Here is a 17021-nt window from a genome sequence, read left to right on the forward strand (position 1 = left end):
TGCCCATTTTATGGGGAGTCAGACGTGGATTGCGCGGCCGTAGGCATCCAGCACGCTTTCATGCATCATCTCTGACAGGGTCGGATGCGGGAAGACGGTTTGCATCAGGTCTTCTTCGGTTGTCTCAAGCTGTCGGGCGACGACATAGCCCTGGATCAGTTCGGTGACCTCGGCACCGACCATATGGGCACCAAGCAGCGCGCCGGTCTTGGCGTCGAATATGGTCTTTATCAGGCCTTCCGCCTCGCCAAGAGCAATAGCCTTGCCATTTCCGATGAATGGGAAACGGCCCACATTGATGTCAAAACCTTTCTCTTTGGCCTGCGCCTCTGTCAGACCGACGCTGGCGATTTGCGGCTGGCAATAGGTGCAGCCGGCAATCGCTTCGGGTGATACGCTGTGCGGCTGACCGCCTGCTATGAGTTCCGCAACCATCACGCCTTCGTGGCTGGCTTTGTGTGCAAGCCAGGGCGCGCCTGCGAGGTCTCCGATGGCGTAGAGGCCCGGCACACCGGTACGACAATATTCATCCGTGACCACATGGGTTTTTTCGACCTTCACGTCCAGCGCGTCCAGCCCCAGACCTTCGGTATTGCCAACGATCCCCACAGCAGAGATCACCGTGTCGAATGCCTGTGTCTCGGTCTTGCCTGCCTGTTCGATATGGGCCTGGACGCCTGCCTTAGCGCGCTCAAGTTTCGTGACCATGGTTTTTTCGCGTATGGTCATGCCCTGTTTCACAAAGGCTTTTTTTGCGAAAGTCGAAATCTCGGCATCTTCGACCGGCAGGATCCGGTCCATGACTTCGACAACGGTCGTGTCCGCGCCCAGCGTATTGTAGAAGCTGGCAAATTCAATGCCGATGGCCCCGGATCCGATGACCAGCAGACGCTTGGGCATATGCGGCGGTTGCAGCGCGTGTTTGTAGGTCCAGACATGTTTGCCATCCGCCTCAAGCCCCGGCAATTCCCGGGCGCGGGCTCCGGTGGCCAGCACGATATTGTCGGCTTCAAGCTCCTGCGTACCGTTGTCGGTCTTCACTCTGACCCGGCCTTTGGCAGGCAGCGTCGCCTCGCCCATGAAGGTTGTGATTTTGTTTTTCTTCATCAGGTGGCCGATGCCGGAATTGAGTTGCTTGGCCACGCCGCGCGAGCGTTTCACCACCGCATCCAGATCATAACCGATGCCATCGGCCTTCAGCCCAAAGTCACCGGCCCGTTGCATCAGGTGAAAAACCTCGGACGAGCGCAGCAGTGCCTTGGTGGGAATGCAGCCCCAGTTGAGGCAGATCCCCCCCATATGTTCGCGCTCGACAATGGCGACATTAAGACCGAGTTGCGCGCCACGGATGGCGGCCACATAGCCGCCCGGCCCCGCTCCGATCACGATCATGTCGAATGTTTGCGACGCCATAGCGTGGACCTCCGGTTCGTTCTGTCATGCCGAAGCACGCTAGCCGAAGAGCTGAAGGGCATCAACGGGAACCGGGGCGACACGGGGCCGCCCGCGCCCGTTATCGAATAGGACCTGTCAGGCCGGGACGTTGATCTGCTTCAACATTTTTGCGTAACCGCCTGCGGCCATGAACTCTGCTTCGGCGTCGGTTGTCTTTCGTCCAAGCGCGTCATTGCGATAGGGAAACCGTCCAAACTGGCGAATGATCTCGCGATGCGCCTGTGCATGGGTAAGGTTGCTTGTGCCGGTTTCCTTCATCCGGTCGCTCATCAGCCGGATGCACCTGTCCTGATCACACAGGTTTTCCGAATGCATCATTGGCAGGTAGAAAAACTGCCGCGCAGGTTCGTCGATCTTCAGATCCCAGCCGCGTTTGACCGCTTGTTTCGCAGCGGCCAGACCGATCTTGTCAGACGCGAAGGACTGCTCTGTGCCGCGGAACATGTTGCGGGGGAACTGGTCGACAAGGATGATATAGGCCAGCGCCCCGGACGGGTAGGTCAGCCACATCGCGTGACGCCCCTCCATCGCGCCTTGCCAGCTCTCAAGAAACTTGTCGCGTATCTGCGCGTCCAGCTCCTTGCTACCCTGATACCAACCTTTTGGCCCGATTTCATCGAGCCAGAACTTGAGAACATCTTCAGGTGCCACCATGGCTCACACTCCTTGCGGTTTGCCCCCCCGCAGATGCGAGAATGCTAACACCTCATTAACAGTTTGAAACAGTAACAAATTACGACAAACCGTCACATCATGCAGCGGCGTCCTGAGGCTCGTCCTGCGCGCTTTCGATTGCCAGTTCCTGTGCCACCTCGACAGCGACGGGTGTCGAGCCCGCGGTCAGCGGCGAATAAGCCGCGGTTTCTTCAATCGACGGTGCCGCACGTTGTGTCATCCGGTAGAGGGCATAGCCCGTCAGGGAGAGCATCAGACCGGCAATGAACACGAAGAACCCGCCGGGTCCAAACACCTCGATCATCCAGCCGGTGATCAACGGGCCCGCAATGGCACCAAGCCCGTTGATGAACAGCAATCCACCAGACGAGGCGGCCATGTCCTCGGTCCCGAGGAAGTCGTTTGTATAGGCGATCAGCAGCGAATAAAGCGGATTGGACATGCCGCCGATCAGGAAGGCCGCCACCAGCATCAGCGCGAAATTTCCGTTCAGCAAGACCGCAACCGATGCCGCGACACCGCCGATACCGGCGCAGATCGTGATCAATTCGCGCCGGTCCATCCGGTCGGAGAGCCAGCCAAGCGGATATTGCAACACCAGCGCACCAACATAGAACGACGCCACAAACATCGAGATTTGCGTCAGCGTCATGCCCGCCTGCGTTCCGTACACCGCCGCCATGCCGAATTGCGATGCGAAAACACCGCCCAGCAAGAACATGCCAACACAGCCCAAAGGCGAGGTGTGGTACAGCACGCTTAGCTTCATCGGTTTGGTCGTCTCGAACGCCGGCGTCGGCGAGATCGACAACAGGATCGGGGCAAAGGCGATAGACACCAGCACCGACGGAATCACATAGAGCAGATAGCCGGACTGATCCGGCACCAGAAGCAAACCCTGCGAAGCAATAATTCCGACCATTTGCACGATCATGTAAAGCGATAGCGACTGTCCGCGGGTCTCGTTGCTGGCGGCGTTATTCAACCAGCTTTCGGCGGTGACATAGACGCCGCAATAGCAAAACCCGATGATCACACGGCCGATGATCCAGGCCGTCGGATGTTCAAACGTCGGATACATGATCAGCACGGCCGAAATGAACGACCCAAGTGCTGCGAAGACACGGACATGGCCAACACGCCGGATCATTCCGGGCGTCATCCGCGACGCGAACAGGAAACCCAGGAAATAGGCCGACATGACCATCGACATCTGGAAGGCGGAAAACCCCGCCTCGCCGCCCCGCACGCTGAGAAGCGACCCCTGAAGGCCATTGCCCAGCATCAGCAGCATCATGCCAAGCAAAAGCGCCCATGAGTTTTTGAGAACGTACAGCATCGTGCCTCCGGCGGAACGAAAGAGAGTTTTGGCGCCAGGGCCTTTGTTTCAGCCTAAAGGCCGTGCGAAGAATCAACTGTCTTCGCAGCGACGCTCTTCATCCTTCGGCGTCGCTTTTGCAAGGCGGCAAAAGCAGCGAGGCATCGCCGTAGGAAAAGAAGCGGTATTCTGCCTCTACCGCATGCGCATAGATATGCCGGATCGTGTCCTGTCCCATCAGCGCCGAGACCAGCATCAGCAAGGTCGACTTGGGTAGATGAAAATTGGTCATCAGCGCGTCGGTGATGCGGAATTCGTAGCCCGGATAGATGAATATATCCGTATCGCCGGACCAGGCGCGGATCTCACCATCTGCTGCCGCACTTTCGATCAGGCGCAGCGCCGTTGTCCCCACCGGGATGACACGCCCGCCCGCCGCGCGTGTGGCCGCGATCTCGGCGGCGGCCTCTTCCGTGACTTCGCCCCATTCGGCATGCATCCGGTGGGTGGTCACATCCTCGACCTTGACGGGCAGGAAGGTGCCCGCGCCGACATGCAATGTCACATGGGTAAACTGGATGCCGCCTTCGCGCAGAAGTGCCAGCAATTCGGAGTCAAAATGAAGCGACGCCGTGGGGGCGGCCACGGCACCGGGGCGTTTCGCCCACACGGTCTGATAGTCGGTCTTGTCCTGTTCGTCGGCGGGGCGTTTCGCGGCAATATAGGGCGGCAGCGGCATGGCCCCCGCCTCTGCCAGAGCCGTATCAAAATCGCTGCCTGTCAGATTGAAGCGCAGCCGGGCCTGCCCGTCTTTGCGCGCCTCGACCGTCGCGGACAGGTCAGGCGAAAAGGTGATTTCTTCGCCGTCGCGCACTTTCTTCAGCGGTTTGAGCAGCGCCATCCAGCAACCATCCGCCGCCGGATCCAGCAGCGTGACTTCGATCCGAGCCTGCGTCAGTCCTTCGACCCCGTCACGTTCGCGCAGGCCCGACAGCCGCGCCGGGATCACCCGCGTGTCGTTCAGCACCAGCCGGTCGCCGGGGCGCAGCCACGCCAACAGATCCGTGACCACCGCATCGTGGATGCCATCGCCCTGCGCCACCAGCAACCGCGCCGAGGAACGCGGGTTCGCAGGGCGTGTGGCGATCAATTCGTCCGGCAGATCAAAGTCGAAATCGGCAAGCTTCATGGCGGGCTCTTCATCTGGGGCTTCGGTGCATTACTGCGGGGTCGGCGGCGGCCTGCGAAAAATCTCGCGGAACATGCCCGGCGTCAGAATCGATAGCGGGTTCACGCCGACCTGTGGGGTATCCGAGGTGCCCTTGATGGTAAAGTTGAACCCGAGCAGCCCCTCGCCCTTGCGCGTCAACAGCGCCCCGATTCCGTTCAGGATATAGATCGGAGAGATCACGCCCTGAAAATCCATCGCCTTGTTGGCCAGCGTGTAATAGCCATCCAGCGACAGGCCCATCGACGGGCCAACAGCGCTGGATTGCGACAGGATCACCTGCGCAGGCGTCAAACGGAACTTGGCCTCTACATCCGTAAAGTAGATGCCGGGTCCGTTCATCTGGTCCAGCAAGCCCACGACGCTGATCCCGTCCAGCAGTGCGGCAAGCGCGTTGCCGCTGCGCAGGCGCGGATTGGTCACTTTCAAGATGCCGTCGAACGTGCCGGCGCGACCGGTCGGGCGCAGGGTCAGATCCATCTCGCCCCCGGCCACGTTTTTCAGCAAACCCGCCGCCGCAAATACCTTGCCTGCCTCTTGCGACTGGATGCGGTAGGCACTGCCCCCGCCCCTTTGCGGCGAGACGACACCCGCAATATCCGGACCGCCGTTGATGCGTGCGGTGAACCTGCCATCCAGCCCGCCCCCGGTGGTGAACGTCCCCCGAAACGGCTGCAACGCAATCCCGTCAGAGATCTGCAACCGGTCAAGCGCCAGTGTGATCGGCCCGGTGCTGCCGCCCCCGCCACCTGATCCGCCACCGATGCTGGCCTTGCGCATATCGACGGTTCCGCCTTGCAGAGTGATTGCAAGCGGTGCCCCGGCACCGCGCCCGGTCAGCACCACCGGCGCATCCAGCCAACCGTCCAGTTGCACGCGGTTCAGCGCAATTCGGTCCAGACTGCCATTGGCATTCAGCCGGACGTCGCCGACAGCACTCAGCCCCGCCCCCGACAGGCTGAGCCGGTCGATCTGAACAGGCTTCGAAAGCCGCCCCGCAACCTCCAGCCTGCCGGTCTGGCGCTGGCTCAGCCCCCAGTTCAGCGCATCAAGCCGCATCCCCAGCCCGGCCAGATTTGACGATAGCGAAAACTCTGGCGCACGATCCCTTTCAAGCGTCAGTGACAGATCTGCCTGCGCCTGTCCCGACAGCATCCCGCGCGGCAGCGCGATGCCGAACTCATCCGCAAAAGCCTGTCCCAGTTCCAGCTTTCCGGTCAGTTTGCTGGCGGCGCCGGGCTGGCCCAAGGGCATGCTCCAAGCGCCGTCGAACGGCACGGCGCCAAGCCGGGCGGGTCCGCTGATGCTCACGCTCTCCTGTGTGGCCTCAACCTTCAATTGCGCCGCGCGCAGGGTACGGCCGGGGATCAGCTTGTCGCTTTGCACATCGGTCAGATCCGCGTCGAAACGGAAGGTCATGTCGGGCAGCTTCACGCCTTTGCGCAATGGCCGTTCCATCCATCCCGTGACGGTCGCGCGCCCCTCGGCCACATCGACCGGACGCTTGGCGCGATCCATCACCGACAGCGGTTCGCGGTTCAGAAAGGCCAGCGCCGCCGGGATCCGGCCCGTCGCGTTCAACTCCAACCTGCCGGTGGCGGGGCGACGGGTTATGTCCGGAATGGTGAAGCTGGAGCCTGAAATATCCAGCGGCTGATCTTCGCTCGCCGCGACCCGCCCCTTGTCAACGGTCGCGAACAACCGCTTGCCATTGATGACAAACTGTCCCGACCCGCCGGTGACCGGCGGCAGGGTCCGCGCGTATTGCACCTGCGCGTTCTCGAATTCGGCACCCAGATATGTTGCCGGTGGCTTTCCGGGTTCGACACGCAGCGCGAATTGCACATCCTGCAACACCCCACCCTGCACATTCTCGCGCACCCATTTGCGAGTCTTGGTCACCACATGCGGTGGCCAAAGCTCTTCCACACGAGCAGGCGCTACCTTGGCCACGCGCGCATCCAGCGCCAAGTGCCAGCCCTCTTCCCCCGCTGCTGCCTCGCCCGAGATCCGCAGCGGCAGGTCTTCGTCCACCAGTCGCATCCGCCCCAGCGAAAAGCGGAACGGGTCCAACTCCAGCTGAAAATCAGCCTCGGCGCCTTTCAGGGCAAGATCCGTTTCAAAAAAACCGCCGGGATTGGTGCGGATGTCGGAGACACGGAACTGCCCCAGCATCGCACTGGGCCAGCCGCTTTGCAGGCCCGTCAACGTCGCGCGGCCCTCTGCCAGCGCCTGCCCCCAGTCGGACTTGACCGAGATTTCGTCGAAAACCAGTGTTTCCGTATCGGGGTGATAGGTAAAATAGGTGCGCGCGCCCGTGAAGGGCACCGGACTGGTCTGATCGGTGGGTTGCAGCACACCTTCGCCAATAGCCAGCGTCGCGTTCAGCGGGCCAAGGCTGCCATCGCCGAACATCTGCGCGCGCATCGACCCCGAGATCGGTGCCCTCAGCCCCTTGAGCCAGGCCAGCGCCGGGCCTTGCGTGGCAATATCGCGTGACGGCATATCCGCGAGCGTCACACCAAAGACCAGCCCTGGATCCCCGAGCGCGCTTTCGGCGTTGAGCGCGATCGTGGCCACATTTGTTCCCCCGCCAAGAACCGCGAAATCACCGCGCAGGGACAGCGACCGGTCACCGCGCGTCAGCGCAAGCCGCCCGCCATCGGCGGTCCAGCCGCGACGGGCGCGGGCATCCTCATAGCGCAGCGTCAAACCTTCGGCCGTGATCTCCTCCAGCGCATCAAGGCGCGGGTTGGCCAGTGCGGTGTCCACCGCTGTGATGATCGCAGGCAGGTCCGGCGCAGCCCCTTCGGGTGCCAGAGCATCGCCGAAAGACAGCCCAAAGCGGCCATCCCGATCGCGCCGCATGGTGACAAAAGCTCCCGCCAGCGTGACCGACTTCAGCTTCGGTTCGCCGCGCAGCAACGCCCCGCGTGACAGCACAGCCTCAACATCGCTGAGCGAGGCAAGGCTCCGCCCGTCACTGGTGCCGATATCCACGTCGTAAAGCGACAGTCTGGGCGCGCCGTTACGTTCGATCAGAAACGTGACCTCACCGAAAGCCACTGCAAGTCCGGGAACGGTCTGCCCGATGCGCTGCTCGATCCGGTCGCGCAGCCAGTCCGGCGCGGCAATGGGCCGCCCCACAACGTATAGTGCCCCTGCTCCTGCAAGCGCGCCCAGCAACAGCAGCACCACCAACAGCCAACCTGCAAGATGCAGTCCCCGCCGCGATCTTGCAGGCTGTTCAGGTCTTTCTGCGTTGGTCACTGGACATGATGCCTTTCGCGATTACGCTTGTCGCGTCGAGTTTGATATGAAACCTCTGACCCTGCAAAGGATAAGGAGCCGCAAATGTCCACAGATTCCGCACAAGCTGCCGAGATGGCACCGGATTTCACCCTGCCACGCGACGGCGGTGACGAGATGACCCTATCGGCCTTGCGGCCCGCCCCGGTCGTGCTGTTCTTTTACCCGCGTGATGATACCTCCGGCTGCACGAAAGAAGCCATCGGCTTTTCAGGTCTTCTGCCGGAATTTGCCACTTTGGGCGTGCGGATCTACGGCATCTCAAAGGACAGCGTGGCCAAACATGAAAAATTCGTGGCCAAGCACGGGCTGACCGTACCGCTTCTGTCAGACGAAGGCGGAGATACCTGCGAACGCTACGGCGTGTGGAAAGAGAAATCCATGTATGGCAAGACATTCATGGGGATAGAACGCTCGACCTTCCTGATCGACGGCGACGGTCGCATCGCGCGCGAATGGCGCAAGGTGAAAGTCCCCGGCCATGCAGAAGAAGTTCTGACCGCCGCAAAAGACCTGTAACGGCCGTCACACGTCTTTCAACCAGAAGATCTGCACATCCCTCGCGACGAGATGTGGCGCATGGTTGCTCACAAAGGAACAGAGTGTCGATGTTAAGCTTGAGCGAGATGGCAGTGGACGTTCTGACCACGTCGGACGGCCGTGAGAAAACCGCCAAATCGCGCCGCCACGCGGCGGACTGGTTTGCCGCCCGCGAAGCAGGTGAAACGCCGGAAATCGGGCGTGCGGTACCGCCGATGCAACCGTCGCGCCCCGCCCGGCCAGAGCTTCTTGACCCCAGACAAATGCCAAAGCGGAAACCCGGCACGCCGCAGGGCCGCATCGCGATGCTGCACGCCGTCGCGCATATCGAGCTGAACGCAGTGGATCTGCATTGGGACATCATCGCGCGCTTCTCGGATATTCCGATGCCGGTTGGCTATTACGACGATTGGGTCAAGGCGGCGGACGAAGAATCGAAACATTTCAATCTGATGTGCGACTGTCTTGAAGATGCGGGCAGCCATTACGGTGCCCTGCCCGCCCATGCCGGGATGTGGCGCGCCGCAGAAGATACAGCCGAGGATTTCATGGGCCGCCTTGCGGTTGTGCCAATGGTTCTGGAGGCCCGCGGACTGGACGTGACCCCCGGCATGATCGCGCTGTTCACCAAGGCGGGCGACAGGCAGGCGGTGGCCGCGCTTGAAACGATCTACGCCGAAGAGGTCCATCACGTCGCTTACGGCTCCAAATGGTTTCACTTTTTGTGCGGACGCCATGAAATGGACCCGAAACTGGCATTCCACGATCTTGTCGGCCGGTATTTCCATAGCTCTTTGAAGCCGCCATTCAACGAAGAGAAGCGTGCCGAAGCGGGGTTGCCCCCGGATTTCTACTGGCCGCTGACCTGACCATCGCCGGGTAATCCGGATCGCAAACCATTCTAGATCGGCGGTTTTTTGCCGCTTTCGACCAAAACGCCACCTTGCGACGAATCGACTAACCCAAAATCGTTGCGAAAATGCCAACGTCTGGATAAGCCATCAGCCAAGGTGCCCGGTCCCAGTTGACCTGAGTGCCGTAAACGGGGCTGGACAAGGACGGACAGGTGAGAACGCGACTCGCGATCAAGACACATGCGCTACTTGAGCGCTTCTTCCCGGAACGCCGACTCTTTCTGAGGTCCGAAACCGACACCCGGTTCATCCGTCTCAAACCCGGCACGCAAGCGCTCGCCTTTACCGGGAGCGCCGTTATCGTCGGTTGGGCAATCATCGCAACAGCCATCGTGTTGATGGATTCCATCGGCTCCGGCAATTTCCGCGAGCAGGCCATTCGCGATCAGGCGACCTATCAGCAGCGCCTCAACGCGCTCTCCACCGAACGCGACATCCGCGCAGAAGAGGCTTTGGCCGCACAGGAACGCTTCAACACCGCGTTGGCGCAGGTGTCCGTGATGCAGTCACAATTGTTGCAGTCCGAAACCCGCCGCAGCGAGTTGGAAGCCGGCATCGAGGTCATTCAAGCCACGCTTCGCGATACGATGACCCAGCGTAAGGACATCACCCGCAAGCTTGCCTCCATCGAGGCCCAGCTTGCCGATGGCGACGTGCAATTGGCGCAGGGGGATCACAGCGCCGACGGCACGATGGATTTCATGGCCGAAGCACTGGAGCGCACAGCGATCGAACGTGACCAGATCCTCGCCGATGCGCAGCACGCCCTGACCCAGGCCGACGCCATGGCCAGCGAGATCCGCGTCATGGAGGATGCAAACGACCGCATCTTCCGCCAACTTGAAGAAGCCATGACCGTCTCGGTCAAACCGCTCGACAAGATGTTTACCGCCGCGGGTATGGACCCGGACCGTATCCTGTCTCAGGTCCGCAACGGCTATTCCGGTCAGGGTGGTCCGCTGACGCCGCTCAGCCTGTCGACGCGCGGCGAAGGCCCGTCCGATGATGCGATGCGCGCCAACAGCATCCTTGGCCAGATGGACCGGCTGAACCTGTATCGAATCGCCGCCCAGAAGGCACCGTTTGCCAGCCCGCTGAAGGATTCGTTCCGCTTCACCAGCGGCTTCGGCTACCGTTGGGGCCGCCTGCACGCAGGTACCGATTTTGCAGCGCCACACGGCACCCCCATCTATTCCACGGCGGATGGCGTGGTTATCCATGCGGGATGGCAGTCGGGCTATGGGAATCTTGTGAAGATCCAGCACGAATTCGGCATCGAAACCCGCTACGCGCATATGTCCAAGATTCGCGTGAAGAAGGGGCAAAGGGTCTCGCGCGGAAGTCGCATTGGTGATATGGGCAATACTGGACGCTCGACCGGGACCCATCTACATTATGAGGTCCGAGTCGGCGGCAACGCTGTCAATCCAATGACCTATATCAAGGCTGCAAACGATGTTTTCTAAGAGCAAGATCAACGAGCCCGGGCCGAAAGCCGACGACGCGCCGAAATCGGCAACCGCCGATGCCTCGTCCTCCGCTCCCCGTCCGCAATCTGATTTTCAAGCCTCGCCGCCCAAGGCAAAACCACCTGCGTCGGTGCTTAGCCCCGACCTTCACATCACCGGCAACGTCAAGACGACCGGCGATATCCAGATCGAAGGCACCGTCGAAGGCGACATTCGCGCCCATCTGCTGACCGTCGGCGAAAGCGCCACCGTCAAAGGCGAAGTGATGGCGGATGACGTTGTGATCAATGGCCGCATCGTCGGCCGTGTGCGCGGGTTGAAGGTTCGCCTGACCGCGACCGCTCGGGTCGAGGGTGACATCATCCACAAGACCATCGCAATTGAAAGCGGTGCGCATTTCGAAGGCTCCGTGCAGCGTCAAGACGACCCGCTGGCAACCAAGGGTGCCGCAGCGCCCCGCGCAGCCGCACAGCAGCCTCAACAACAGTCTGCTCCGCAAAAAGGCTGAGCCTTTGCGCTCGCCAATCTGACAAGGCCGCCCCTAAGGCGGCCTTTTTGCGTTGAGCCCCCTTCCCGCTCGTCGGACCCGCAGCCGGTTGCGGAAATCGGTTTTAACAATGTCAGGCTTTCAGTGCCCGACAGATGCTACGCAGTGCTCAGCCCGCCCCTTCAAGGAGTTTCTGCGCAAACCATTGCGATTTTAAAAAGTGGTTGCACCATTCGATCACATCATCGCTGTTATTGTCGACGGCCGTACACCAACTTGCCGTGCAACGCCCTACGTCTCGACCAGAAGCCGAATTGGAAGATGATCCGATGCGCGCAGGCTTTCCCCCTTGTGCGGAACATCCGCGACGGGATCGCCATTACCCGGTCCGATCAGAAACCGGTCGAACCGCAGAGTAGGACGCGCGGCATGGAATGTTGCGCTTGGTGCCAATGTTCTCCAGCCGTCCGGCAAACCGAAAGCCTCGTCGGACCTTCTCCATTCATTCAGGTCGCCTCCCAGAACGATTCGCCCGCCGATACGCTCTGCCGCTTCAATGACGTTTGCGATCTGGCGTCGGCGGTCGGCATGGCGCAGGCCAAGATGCAGTCCACCCACCGTCACGGCCCCGAACGGTCCCTGGATGCGGGCGAGCAGAGCGCCGCGCGGCTCCAGACCGGGCAGATCGACCGGCTCGATGCGAGTTGCGATAAAATCGCTCCGCAACAATATGGCGTTGCCGTGATGACCGATCGAAGGTGTCCTGGGATCGGCGTTCAAAGCAGTCCATCCAGCTCTTGCCACCTGATCCAGTGGCAACGCCGGATGGCGGGGCGACAGCCGTTTATCCGCTTCCTGAAGCAGTATGATGTCCGGCTTCATAGAAGACAGCACTCGCAATACGCGGGCCGGATCACGCCGCCAGTCAAGGCCTACGGCTTTACGGATATTCCAGCTTACGATGCAAAGGGGACGGCCGCTCATCCGGTGCGCCAATCTTCAAGCGCTCCGTTCCCGGAGGGTTTTTCCGATGGATCCGTCAAAGCAGCCACTCGATCGGCAGCCACCCAATCACGGTCAGCGCGGCACGTTTGAGAAACGTCGTCCCCGGTTCATCCGTCACTGTCGAGCCATCTTCGGGATCGATCCAGACAAGATCATTATCCTTGCTCTCTACCCGCCATGCGAGGCCCTGCAAATCTTTGTCAAAAGCATCGTGCAATCCTTGCGCCAACAGTTCGCTATCAATCAGAAGCCCCATTTCGGTATTGAGCGTGGTCGAGCGTGGATCGAAGTTGAAGGAACCGACAAAGATGCGTTTCCCGTCCACGGCAAAGGTCTTGGCGTGGAGACTGGCACCGGACGACCCGAACGGGCCCAGGCGATCTATTGGCGCGTCAACCGCCGCCTGTTGGCGCAGTTCATAGAGGACGACTCCGGCTTTCAGCATATCTTCGCGGTGCTTGGCATAGCCCGCATGCACCGGAAGCACATCCGTCGCCTCCAGCGAATTGGTCAGCATCCGAACGACAACCCCCTGGCTTGCAAGTGTCGCAAAGGCATTGACCCCTGCCTTTCCGGGGACAAAATAGGGCGAAATACCATCGAAACTGCTTTCAATTTCGCCCACGGCCTTTCTAAGCCGCGACGCTAACAGGTCTTCACGCGGAACGGCCCCTTCCCCCTTTACCGGATCGTCGCTGACCAGCATGGAGTTTGTCCACTCCACCCCCATTTCACCCGCCGCGAGCGCGGCCACGATATCCGAAGATTGCAGCAGAGCACGGTATTCCGCCATTTGCGGGTCTGCCTGATACAAGGCGAGACGATCGGCAACCGGGTCTGCGTCCTGCGGGGCGCCGACAATCGGACCGACAGGATGCGTGGAAGGCGCGGCCCAGTACTTATCGAAATCGGCAGACACTTCGGGAATGATTGCACCTACGGCGAGAACATCCAGATCGACATAAAGCGCTGTAGACCCGGTAGAGAAATATTCGTCGCCGATATTGCGGCCTCCAAGAATCGTGGCGCGTCCATCCACGGTGAAGGATTTGTTGTGCATCCGCCGGTTCAGCCGGAAAAAATCGAACCCATAAGACAGCATCTTGAAATGGCGCAGGTTGAACGGGTTCCACAGACGGACCTCGATCATGGGATGGGCATTCATCTTTGCCAGTTCCGGGTCCAGCCCGCCAGTGCCATTGTCATCCAGAAGCAGCCGAACCCGCACGCCCCTGTCGGCGGCGCGCACCAGCGCATCAAGCAGCAAAGTTCCGGTCAGATCGCCATGCCAGATGTAATATTGCGCGTCTATGGACGACACTGCCGCATCGGCAAGGATCATCCGCGCGGCAAATGCGTCGGCACCGTTTTGCAACGGCGCAACGCCGGTCAAGCCAGCATTGGCAGCCTCACGCTCGATCAGAGCGTCGGCCAGTGGGCCATCCAATGCTGGCTTCAGTGCCGTCGTATCGGTCCGCTCCTCTACCGTCGGCACGGTAAAAACCATGCGGGCAATGAGAATGACAACGCCCACAAATACCAACAGGGTCACAAGAAGTTTTACGATATACATCATGTCACTGTGGGTCCTTGAGCATCCGGCTCCGCCTCTTCGCGCCAGCCGGTCATTGCGTCCAGAAGTGCCACGGTGAAGGCGGCCGTGAAAGCCCCGGTCAACGTCAGGACGATCCGCGTGAAAGTGGCATAAACCGGATCCTGCGTACTGAGCGCCCCGGCGATCAGGGCCAGCGCGACGGAGAAGGCGTATTGATAGACCATGCTTGGCCGTGTGCCGTTCAGCATCTTCTGGCCCAGCCATAATCCGCTGAGAAAAATCAGGCCCAGCAGGATCGGCAGGTTTGGCGACAGAGTGAAAAGCGCCAGCACGCCGACAGCAATCGCCCCGCCGTAGAACGTGGCACGCACACGCTGCCGCGCCTCATCGAACACTGCGTTGCGGGTCGGGAATACCAGAACCATGGCCGCGACCACGGCCATCATCATATCCGAAGGCTGCATCACGGCGTATAGCCAGAAGCTCAGCCCCAGCAATACCGTCGCGCGGATCGCTGCCCCAAGCGTCGTGTTTCCGCCGCCCGGCTTCGGGTCGTCCACCTGTTTTTCGCGGGTGCGCGGCGGTAATAGCAGATAGACCAGAGGACCCACCACCAATGCCACCAGCGAGGCCTGCACAAACCCGTCGCGCAGAAACTCGACCGTTGCATTGCCATGCATCCCCATCACAGACATCAGCACGGCCACGACAACGATCAACATGCCTGCCTGCGCGCCGGACCGCAGGATCAACAGAAAGCCCGAGAAATACACAAGCCACATGGCCGCGACATAGACCAAGGGCATGGGCCGCAGCCATTCAACAAACCAAGTCATGATCCAGGGCAGCACGATCATCGCAACCACGCCACCGATGGCCTTGCCCGGATCAAAGGCACGGCGTTGTGACGCAATCAGACCGACCGGCAGGGCCGCGATGATCGGAGGCAGCGCCGGATTCAGGATCGGGATCGCGAGATATGCCAACGCGCCCATCAGCCCAAGGCGGATGCCATAAAGCGGATCTTCTATCGGGTCGGGGCGAGGTGTGACATACATTGGCGTGATCAGTGCAGATAGCTGAACCAGGACCGCAGACGCTGCATGCCCCGTGCGATCAAGGCAATCGGACCGGTGTCGCTTTGCGCGAAAACCACCGCATGAACCTTGCCCCCCACCCGCACGGCGCGGGGCCAGTTTTCCATGCCACCGTCAATCTCGATCCGGACGGGAATCCGTCTGGCCGGTTCGAACCAACGGTTCGAGGGTTGATTGACCACAAGACCACCCTGAACGTTGCGCCCCGGATTGATCCCCCAGGCGACGCTTTGAACGCGCCCCTCAAATATCTGCCCAGGCAGCGCATCGAAAAGCAGATGCGCCGAATCGCCGGCACCGATGCCCTGCAACTGGTTCTCGCGCAGGTCCACCGTGATCCAGGCGGCCTCGGCATCTATGAAGGTCAGTGCCGGATTGCCCGCCCCGATGAACTGCCCCTCCGACAGGGTGACATTCGTCACCACACCCAGATGCGGTGCGGTCACGGTGGTGGAGGCAAGATCGTATTGCGCCTTTTCCAGCTGCGCCTCCGCCCCAAGGATGGCGGGATTGTCCTTTCCTTGCGGTCCCAGCTTGGCCCGCGCGCTTTCGAGGTTCGCTTCGGCGGTTTGCAGCGCGGCCTCTGCTTGCGCGACACCGGCGCGGGCCTGATCGCCCTGTGCTGTCGCCGCGATGCCACGCTCTTCCAGCCGGAAGGTGCGATCAGCCTCGGCACGGGTGTTGTCCAGTGCGGAACGGGCCTGCGTGACGGCAGCCTGTGCCGCCACCAGCGAGGCACCAGAGGCGTTGACGTTCTGAAGCGCGGTTTCCAGATTGGCCTCTGCCTGTCTGACCGCCAATTCGAACGGACGCGAATCGATGGCAAACAGCGGATCGCCCGCCTGAACCACGGCATCGTCATCGACCAGCACATCGGTCACTTCACCCGACACCCGCGGCGCGATTTGAACGACATAGGCGGAAACAATGCCGCGCGACGAGGATGGTGCCATGCGATCCGCCAAAGCGTAAAGAACAACCATCACAATCAGGAGCAGAACCACGAAAATTGCCACTTTCGAGGCTGGCTTCCCGGCGGGTTGCGTCGTGCTATCAGTCATTTCCAGCCTCTTGTTTTCTACTTCACGCGCCTCAGCGCGTCTCTCGCCTGCCTAGCGTCTGCGAGCCGTTATCGTCTTGCCGGCGGCGGTTGTCAGCACCAAAGCACCCGTATCATCGGCAGAATACCCGTTCACCTGAGATAATAAAACCAAGAGGTTCTGCGATCACACAACCGGTGCCTGCGCCACCAAATTCACGTCATCGTTCAGTGGGAGGTTCTTTGCGTCAAACATGGTCACATCCTCAACTATTGTCGGCGACATGGCTATCGCCTCGGGTTCATGACTGGGCGTTCAGGATGATTGCCTGCTTCTGCCAGACCCTGATGTGGATTCAATTTCTGACGACCCCATCGTCAAGCACATCAGACAACGATCTGGGGAGACGACGTCGCGTATTCAAGAATGGCAATCGAGGAAGGCCAGAATACACCAGGATTTGACCAAGCAACCATCCCTGCAATCTGCATCGCCGGGTCAGGTTCGTTAACGTGAAAGACGGAACAGCATCCTTGAAACACAGCCGAAACCAGACGATCGCGGCGCGTGCGATGAACTACATTCAGGACGGCTGTCGACCGGGGCTGGCTTCAGGCGGACGGGACAGATGAACGACCGACGTAAAAACGTCCGGTGGACATTTATCATTTCGCAGCGTCCTGCAAGCAACATGTCACGACAGTTGATCTCTGCCCAACTACGACATTCGACTCGTGGATAGGTGCCGCCGGTGGTTTGAAAAAAGGGTGCCGCAAGGGCACCCTGTAGGTTCTCTGGAACAGGTTCGGTTGGTTCACCGCTCGGTTTGCTTTCTGCCTGCGACCTGTCCAAAGCGCAGAGCAAGCGCAGCTGCTCTGTGTCTCTGTTTCAGTGTCGGACTGACCCGGAAACCGGATCAGCCCGCATCA

Annotated in this window: 13 protein-coding genes; 4 read left to right on the forward strand and 9 right to left on the reverse strand. The window is 60.6% G+C overall.

The window, feature by feature from the left end; genetic code table 11:
- Nucleotides 1-18: 18 nt before the first annotated feature.
- The 5 genes from lpdA to B8991_RS13155 form a co-directional block, all read right to left on the reverse strand.
- Nucleotides 19-1413 (reverse strand): dihydrolipoyl dehydrogenase, encoded by a 1395-nt coding sequence (gene lpdA, locus B8991_RS13135; protein ID WP_084353449.1) that lies wholly within the window; start codon nt 1411-1413, stop codon nt 19-21.
- Between the two features lie 117 nt (nt 1414-1530).
- On the reverse strand, nt 1531-2109 hold the full coding sequence (locus B8991_RS13140; RefSeq protein WP_084353450.1) for a DUF924 family protein: 579 nt from the start codon (nt 2107-2109) through the stop codon (nt 1531-1533).
- A 97-nt stretch (nt 2110-2206) separates the two neighbouring features.
- Entirely contained in the window at nt 2207-3469 is a 1263-nt protein-coding gene (locus B8991_RS13145) for an MFS transporter (protein WP_084353451.1), read from the reverse strand.
- 97 nt (nt 3470-3566) lie between these two features.
- Nucleotides 3567-4637: a tRNA preQ1(34) S-adenosylmethionine ribosyltransferase-isomerase QueA gene (gene queA, locus B8991_RS13150; protein WP_084353452.1), complete on the reverse strand. Its 1071-nt coding sequence runs from the start codon at nt 4635-4637 to the stop codon at nt 3567-3569.
- Between the two features lie 30 nt (nt 4638-4667).
- Entirely contained in the window at nt 4668-7946 is a 3279-nt protein-coding gene (locus tag B8991_RS13155; RefSeq protein WP_084353453.1) for a YhdP family protein, read from the reverse strand.
- Nucleotides 7947-8030: 84 nt separating this feature from the next.
- Between B8991_RS13155 and B8991_RS13160 the strand changes: the two genes are divergently transcribed.
- From B8991_RS13160 to B8991_RS13175, 4 genes are all read left to right on the forward strand, one after another.
- Nucleotides 8031-8504 carry a peroxiredoxin gene (locus tag B8991_RS13160; protein ID WP_084353454.1) on the forward strand — a complete coding sequence of 158 codons (474 nt, stop codon included), beginning with the start codon at nt 8031-8033 and terminating at the stop codon, nt 8502-8504.
- 89 nt (nt 8505-8593) lie between these two features.
- Nucleotides 8594-9394 carry a ferritin-like domain-containing protein gene (locus tag B8991_RS13165; protein WP_084353455.1) on the forward strand — a complete coding sequence of 267 codons (801 nt, stop codon included), beginning with the start codon at nt 8594-8596 and terminating at the stop codon, nt 9392-9394.
- A gap of 197 nt (nt 9395-9591) precedes the next feature.
- Entirely contained in the window at nt 9592-10905 is a 1314-nt protein-coding gene (locus B8991_RS13170) for a M23 family metallopeptidase (protein WP_084353456.1), read from the forward strand.
- On the forward strand, nt 10895-11416 hold the full coding sequence (locus tag B8991_RS13175) for a bactofilin family protein (RefSeq protein WP_084353457.1): 522 nt from the start codon (nt 10895-10897) through the stop codon (nt 11414-11416). Before B8991_RS13170 ends, B8991_RS13175 begins: the two co-directional genes overlap by 11 nt.
- Before the next feature lie 270 nt (nt 11417-11686).
- Here the strand turns inward: B8991_RS13175 and B8991_RS13180 are convergent, their stop codons facing one another.
- From B8991_RS13180 to B8991_RS13195, 4 genes are read right to left on the reverse strand one after another with little or no spacing between them, the layout of a single operon-like run.
- Nucleotides 11687-12379 (reverse strand): endonuclease/exonuclease/phosphatase family protein, encoded by a 693-nt coding sequence (locus tag B8991_RS13180; RefSeq protein WP_084353458.1) that lies wholly within the window; start codon nt 12377-12379, stop codon nt 11687-11689.
- Between the two features lie 55 nt (nt 12380-12434).
- Complete coding sequence (locus B8991_RS13185; RefSeq protein WP_084353459.1) at nt 12435-13976, reverse strand: phospholipase D family protein; 1542 nt, start codon at nt 13974-13976, stop codon at nt 12435-12437.
- Nucleotides 13973-15013 (reverse strand): FUSC family protein, encoded by a 1041-nt coding sequence (locus tag B8991_RS13190; protein ID WP_084353460.1) that lies wholly within the window; start codon nt 15011-15013, stop codon nt 13973-13975. Before B8991_RS13190 ends, B8991_RS13185 begins: the two co-directional genes overlap by 4 nt.
- Nucleotides 15014-15021: 8 nt before the next feature.
- The gene (locus B8991_RS13195; protein WP_084353461.1) at nt 15022-16113 is read right to left on the reverse strand and encodes an HlyD family secretion protein; all 1092 of its coding nucleotides are present in this window, start codon (nt 16111-16113) and stop codon (nt 15022-15024) included.
- Nucleotides 16114-17021: the final 908 nt, after the last annotated feature.

It is taken from the genome of Primorskyibacter flagellatus (assembly GCF_900176485.1).
Taxonomy (GTDB): Bacteria; Pseudomonadota; Alphaproteobacteria; order Rhodobacterales; family Rhodobacteraceae; genus Primorskyibacter; species Primorskyibacter flagellatus.

Coding starts and splice junctions, on each gene's coding strand:
- lpdA (WP_084353449.1), bottom strand. CDS start 1,413: ATGGCGTCGCAAACATTCGACATGATCGTGATCGGAGCGGGGCCGGGC.
- B8991_RS13140 (WP_084353450.1), bottom strand. CDS start 2,109: ATGGTGGCACCTGAAGATGTTCTCAAGTTCTGGCTCGATGAAATCGGG.
- B8991_RS13145 (WP_084353451.1), bottom strand. CDS start 3,469: ATGCTGTACGTTCTCAAAAACTCATGGGCGCTTTTGCTTGGCATGATG.
- queA (WP_084353452.1), bottom strand. CDS start 4,637: ATGAAGCTTGCCGATTTCGACTTTGATCTGCCGGACGAATTGATCGCC.
- B8991_RS13160 (WP_084353454.1), top strand. CDS start 8,031: ATGTCCACAGATTCCGCACAAGCTGCCGAGATGGCACCGGATTTCACC.
- B8991_RS13165 (WP_084353455.1), top strand. CDS start 8,594: ATGTTAAGCTTGAGCGAGATGGCAGTGGACGTTCTGACCACGTCGGAC.
- B8991_RS13175 (WP_084353457.1), top strand. CDS start 10,895: ATGTTTTCTAAGAGCAAGATCAACGAGCCCGGGCCGAAAGCCGACGAC.
- B8991_RS13180 (WP_084353458.1), bottom strand. CDS start 12,379: ATGAGCGGCCGTCCCCTTTGCATCGTAAGCTGGAATATCCGTAAAGCC.
- B8991_RS13185 (WP_084353459.1), bottom strand. CDS start 13,976: ATGATGTATATCGTAAAACTTCTTGTGACCCTGTTGGTATTTGTGGGC.
- B8991_RS13190 (WP_084353460.1), bottom strand. CDS start 15,013: ATGTATGTCACACCTCGCCCCGACCCGATAGAAGATCCGCTTTATGGC.
- B8991_RS13195 (WP_084353461.1), bottom strand. CDS start 16,113: ATGACTGATAGCACGACGCAACCCGCCGGGAAGCCAGCCTCGAAAGTG.